The organism is Marinomonas arctica (assembly GCF_003259225.1).
Taxonomy (GTDB): domain Bacteria; phylum Pseudomonadota; class Gammaproteobacteria; order Pseudomonadales; family Marinomonadaceae; genus Marinomonas; species Marinomonas arctica.
In genome coordinates this window covers 1-306 of the sequence record NZ_QHJF01000111.1, presented here as the reverse complement: position 1 = coordinate 306, position 306 = coordinate 1, and the positions used below count along the sequence as shown (strand labels likewise).

Sequence of the window (306 nt, the reverse complement as noted above, 5' to 3'; positions counted from 1 at the left end):
AAGCAAAACGCCGTGTGAAGGCGGGGCGGCATCCGTTGAGTTTTGAACAGGTGACGACGATAGACGACCACGACACTCATCTGCAAACCGTGTCTTACCTGCAACGTCAAACCCGCCCAGCCATTGTGATTGCCGCGTCGGGCATGTGCGCCGGTGGGCGTATTGTGAATTATTTGAAGGCGTTATTGGGCGATGAACGTAACGACGTGCTGTTTGTGGGTTATCAGGCCGCAGGTACACCAGGACGGGATATTTTGCGTTATCACGATAAAACCAATGGCTATGTGATGTTCGATGGCGAGCGTT

1 pseudogene is annotated in these 306 nt (G+C 52.9%); it reads left to right on the top strand.

What is annotated here, in order from left to right:
* A pseudogene (locus DK187_RS21050) lies at positions 1 to 306 on the top strand (MBL fold metallo-hydrolase); the annotation flags it as partial.